This window comes from Pelistega indica, from assembly GCF_000506865.1.
Taxonomy (GTDB): Bacteria; Pseudomonadota; Gammaproteobacteria; order Burkholderiales; family Burkholderiaceae_B; genus Taylorella; species Taylorella indica.
The window spans coordinates 1-4,044 of record NZ_AYSV01000059.1 but is presented as its reverse complement, the minus strand read 5'-3'; the positions used below and the strand labels follow the sequence as shown (position 1 = coordinate 4,044).

Here is a 4,044-nt window from a genome sequence, read left to right as displayed (position 1 = left end):
AKSWKTAATCCCAAAGTGCTGATTCCAAGACCTGATACGGAAACGTTGGTAGAGGCTGCTATTCAATGGGTAGAGCAACATCAGCCACAAGCAAGAGTGCTTGATTTGGGAACGGGTAGTGGGGCTATTGCTGTATCCATTGCTCATTATTGTCCTAAAGCGCAAGTAAGCGCTATAGATATTAGTCCTGATGCCTTGGAGGTTGCAGAAAGGAATGCTATTTCTATCGGTGCTAAGGTTAACTTTATTCAAAGCCATTGGTTTGAGGTATTTCATCAACAGGTAGAGTATTTGTCCAAGCCAACATTTGATTTAATTGTCTCTAATCCACCGTATATTGAGAAGCAAGATCAACATTTGAGTCAAGGTGATTTGCGGTTTGAGCCTGATATTGCGCTTACTGATTTTGCAGATGGTTTAACTTGCTATCGAGAGATTATCGCTCAAGCACCTGAGTTCTTAAATCCTAATGGGGTGTTAATGGTAGAGCATGGTTGGAATCAAGCAGATTCGATTAGGCATCTTTTAGAAGAGAATGGTTTTAGTGAAATAGTTTCTTTAAAAGATTTATCTGGAGTAGAGCGTGTTCATATTGGTGTATATAGAAAATAACCCTAAAACTCACTCACTAGGAATAGATTATTCTGGAAAAATAGGTAAAATAGGGCTTTAGTTAGAATTAACGGCATCACATACTAGATTAGTTGAAAGTAGTGTAGATAATAAGCTATATCGTTAGATGGTGTGATGCGTGATTGATGTAAATTATTTTTTTAAAGGTTTTAAGATGAGCGACGTTCAAGAGTTTATTCGTCAAACAGTGACAGAGCATCCAGTAGTATTATTTATGAAAGGTTCTGCACAATTTCCACAATGTGGTTTCTCAGGTCGTGCTGTACAAATTTTACGTGAACTGGGTGTTAAAAAATTAGTGACAGTTAATGTACTAGAAGATGCAGAAGTTCGTGATGGCATTAAACAATATTCAAATTGGCCAACGATTCCACAACTTTATGTAAATGGTGAGTTTGTTGGTGGTGCTGATATCATGACTGAAATGGCGGCTAGTGGTGAGCTTAAAACAGTTCTAGAAGAAGTAGGCGCTTTTAATGACTAAAAAACTAGTGATTGGTATAACTGGAGCTACAGGTTCTATTTATGCCATTCGGCTACTAGAGCATTTACGTGATGTACCTGATGTGGAATCTCATTTAGTTATTTCCCCATCAGGTCTGTTAAATATTAAGTATGAGCTTGATATGAACCGTCAACAGGTGAATGCTTTAGCGGATCATGTTCATGGCTTCCGTGATGTGGGGGCAACATTGGCGAGTGGTGCATTTGATACCACAGGTATGATTATTCTCCCTTGTTCAATGCGAACGTTAGCGGCTTGTGCTCATGGGTTTTCGGATAATCTGATTACGCGTGCGGCTGATGTGCATCTTAAGGAACGCCGTAAGCTTGTATTGGCTATCCGTGAAACGCCTTTTAATTTAGCACACTTACGCAATATGACGGCAGTTACAGAAATGGGTGGAATTATTTTTCCTCCGTTACCTGCTTTTTATCATCATCCAAAAGATTTGAATGAGATGATCGATCATACTGTAGCTAGAATGTTAGCCATTTTTGATATTCATATTGATGGACCTAAGTGGCAGGGTACGAAGTCGGACTTAGTAACAGAATAGTTTTTGTTTAACAGCAAGTATATATGAAACCCCACTTATCTTAGTAATGAAATAAGTGGGGTTTGAGTTTATGATGCCATATCCACAAGTTCGACTTATCCGTTAAGCAAATGCACTAAAAATAGCGTTAAGCTTGGGAAAAATACTAGCAATATAATACGAATAAAGTCAGAGCATAGGAAAGGAATAATTCCTTTATAAGTTTCTCCCATAGGAATGTCTTTGGCTAAGTTGTTAATAATAAATAGATTTATCGTTAACATTCATTCCCCAAAAATCTAAGCCTAAAATAATAGGGAGAAATACGGGGATAGTGAGTAGAATCATTGATAGACTATCCATGATACAACCCAAAATAATGTAGAGAATAATAATTAAGAATAAAACCATTAAAGGTGGTAACCCAAGGCTTGAAACCCATTCAGCCATATTGCTTGGTAATTGTGAGAGGGCAAAAAAGGCATTAAGTAAGTCAGCTCCTAAGAGAATTAGGAAAATCATGGCTGTACCAGAAGCGGTATCAAAAATAGCTTTAGTGAATTTCTCTTTTGATAGTTCTTTAGATAGGAAAGCAATAATAGCAACACCTATGGTTCCAATGGCTGCGGCTTCTGTAGGCGTAAAAATGCCCCCATAAATTCCCCCAAGTACTAGTAGAAAAATTAATAATACCGGCCATACTTTCTTAATAAGACTCCAACGTTCTGACCAAGATAATCGTTTAATAGCTGGGCCACTGTTGGGAGCGAATCTGACATATACTATAATGGCAATGCAATATCCTGCTAAAGCAATGAGTCCCGGGATTAATGCAGCCATAAACATGGTAGAGACATTTTGCTCTGCTAGAACAGCATAAATAACTAGAATAACTGAAGGAGGAATGAGAATACCTAGCGTACCTCCTGCAGCGAGGGAGCCTGTGGCTAAGGCAGGGGAGTAGTTAGCACGTTTGAGCTCTGGAATAGCTACTTGTCCCATAGTTGCAGCAGTCGCCAGAGAAGAACCACAAATAGCACCAAAACCTGCGCAGGCACCAACAGCACTCATGGCAACTCCTCCACGGTAATGCCCAAGGAAAGCATTTGCTGCTTCAAAAAGGCGACGTGCTAGTCCTCCTTGAGAGGCTAGATTACCCATTAATAAAAACAGTGGCACAACGGATAAGTCGTAAATTGAATATCTAGCAAAGGCCATAGTTTTTAAATAATTAATTAATGGTAACCATCCGGAAACAGCGACATACCCAATAGCACCAGCAATAAACATGGCAATGCCAATATGTACACGAATAACCAGTAATCCGATAGCTAATAAGCCAATTAATAAACTAATAGTAAGGGTACTCATGCATGCATCCCTTTATTTTCTTTTAATTTAAGGTAGGTAGTATAGAGTGCAGTAAGACTCAAAAGTAAAAAGCCTGGGGCAATAGTGAGATGTGCTAACCATTCAGGCCATCCTAAAATCATCATTGATGTATTTGATTTATAGCTACTGATAGCACCTGCAGCACTTCGCCAAGCTAATAATGCAGATACAATGCATAAAAGTATTCCGGCAAACGCATCTAGCAAGTTTCTAATACGAGGGGAGGCTTTTATAGTAAAAAAATCAACAATAACATGAGCATTTTTCATTTGTGCATAAGGTAAAAATGCAGAAATGGATAGGGCACAAGCAATCTGCACTAACTCTACATCACCAGTAATTGGACTGTTAAATAGCCAACGATTTAGAACACTGAGTGCAGATATGATGCAAATAAGTAAAAGAAGAACGGCAGCGATAAAGGCAGAAAGTTGTGACCATCTGAGTAAGAAAAGTCCTACTTTATCTTTAGGTTCATCATGAGTAGGTATATGTTCAGACATAATATAAACGCTATTAATGGGCTCAACATATGAGGAAAATATATTGAGCCCTTCATACTTCCTGAAAAATTAATTATATTTTGCGATTAATTCTTCAGCTTTTTTCAGAATTGCTTCACCGTCATAGCCTTTTCCAGTGACTTCTTTGACCCATTCTGTGCGAACATTGTCAGCAGCTTGCATAATAGTTTTTACACCATCATCTGAAATAGTATTAAATGCGTTACCTCGTTCTTCGGCTTTTTTACGTGCATCAGGAGCAGAAGAGTCCCATGCCTTACCGATAAGAGCAGAGAAATCAGCACCTGAATTTTTATCAATCACTGCTTTTAAATTGTCCGGTAAGCTTTCATACTTTTGTTTATTCATAGCAATGGTGAATAATGTTGAATATAAACCGGGCTGAGGAGGATTGATTTCAGAGTGATATTTCGTCATCTCATGTAGTTTCATTGTAGGAACAACTTCCCAAGGCA

Annotated in this window: 6 protein-coding genes; 3 read left to right on the top strand and 3 right to left on the bottom strand. The window is 38.4% G+C overall.

The annotated features are described in order from the left end of the window. The 3 genes from prmC to V757_RS18545 form a co-directional block, all read left to right on the top strand. Nucleotides 1–612 (top strand): peptide chain release factor N(5)-glutamine methyltransferase (gene prmC, locus V757_RS18555; protein WP_023950014.1); only part of this gene is annotated, 612 nt, incomplete at its 5' end. Nucleotides 613–787: 175 nt separating this feature from the next. Next, a complete protein-coding gene (gene grxD, locus V757_RS18550; RefSeq protein WP_031274248.1) occupies nucleotides 788–1,117 on the top strand; it encodes a Grx4 family monothiol glutaredoxin in 330 nt (109 codons plus the stop codon). After that, nucleotides 1,110–1,694, top strand: coding sequence for a UbiX family flavin prenyltransferase (locus V757_RS18545; RefSeq protein WP_023950010.1), 585 nt, complete (start codon nucleotides 1,110–1,112; stop codon nucleotides 1,692–1,694). Before grxD ends, V757_RS18545 begins: the two co-directional genes overlap by 8 nt. Nucleotides 1,695–1,928: 234 nt before the next feature. Here V757_RS18545 and V757_RS18540 read toward each other — a convergent pair whose 3' ends face one another. The 3 genes from V757_RS18540 to V757_RS18530 all read right to left on the bottom strand — a co-directional run. Further along, nucleotides 1,929–3,044: a TRAP transporter large permease gene (locus tag V757_RS18540; protein ID WP_315970366.1), complete on the bottom strand. Its 1,116-nt coding sequence runs from the start codon at nucleotides 3,042–3,044 to the stop codon at nucleotides 1,929–1,931. Further along, on the bottom strand, nucleotides 3,041–3,568 hold the full coding sequence (locus tag V757_RS18535) for a TRAP transporter small permease (protein WP_023950008.1): 528 nt from the start codon (nucleotides 3,566–3,568) through the stop codon (nucleotides 3,041–3,043). The genes V757_RS18540 and V757_RS18535 overlap by 4 nt, the downstream gene beginning before the upstream one ends. A 69-nt stretch (nucleotides 3,569–3,637) precedes the next feature. Further along, the coding region (locus V757_RS18530) for a type 2 periplasmic-binding domain-containing protein (RefSeq protein WP_023950007.1) at nucleotides 3,638–4,044 on the bottom strand (407 nt) is incomplete at its 5' end.

Bases quoted from the DNA above. Each gene is read 5' to 3' on its own strand.
- grxD (WP_031274248.1), top strand. From the start codon at position 788: ATGAGCGACGTTCAAGAGTTTATTCGTCAAACAGTGACAGAGCATCCA.
- V757_RS18545 (WP_023950010.1), top strand. From the start codon at position 1,110: ATGACTAAAAAACTAGTGATTGGTATAACTGGAGCTACAGGTTCTATT.
- V757_RS18540 (WP_315970366.1), bottom strand. From the start codon at position 3,044: ATGAGTACCCTTACTATTAGTTTATTAATTGGCTTATTAGCTATCGGA.
- V757_RS18535 (WP_023950008.1), bottom strand. From the start codon at position 3,568: ATGTCTGAACATATACCTACTCATGATGAACCTAAAGATAAAGTAGGA.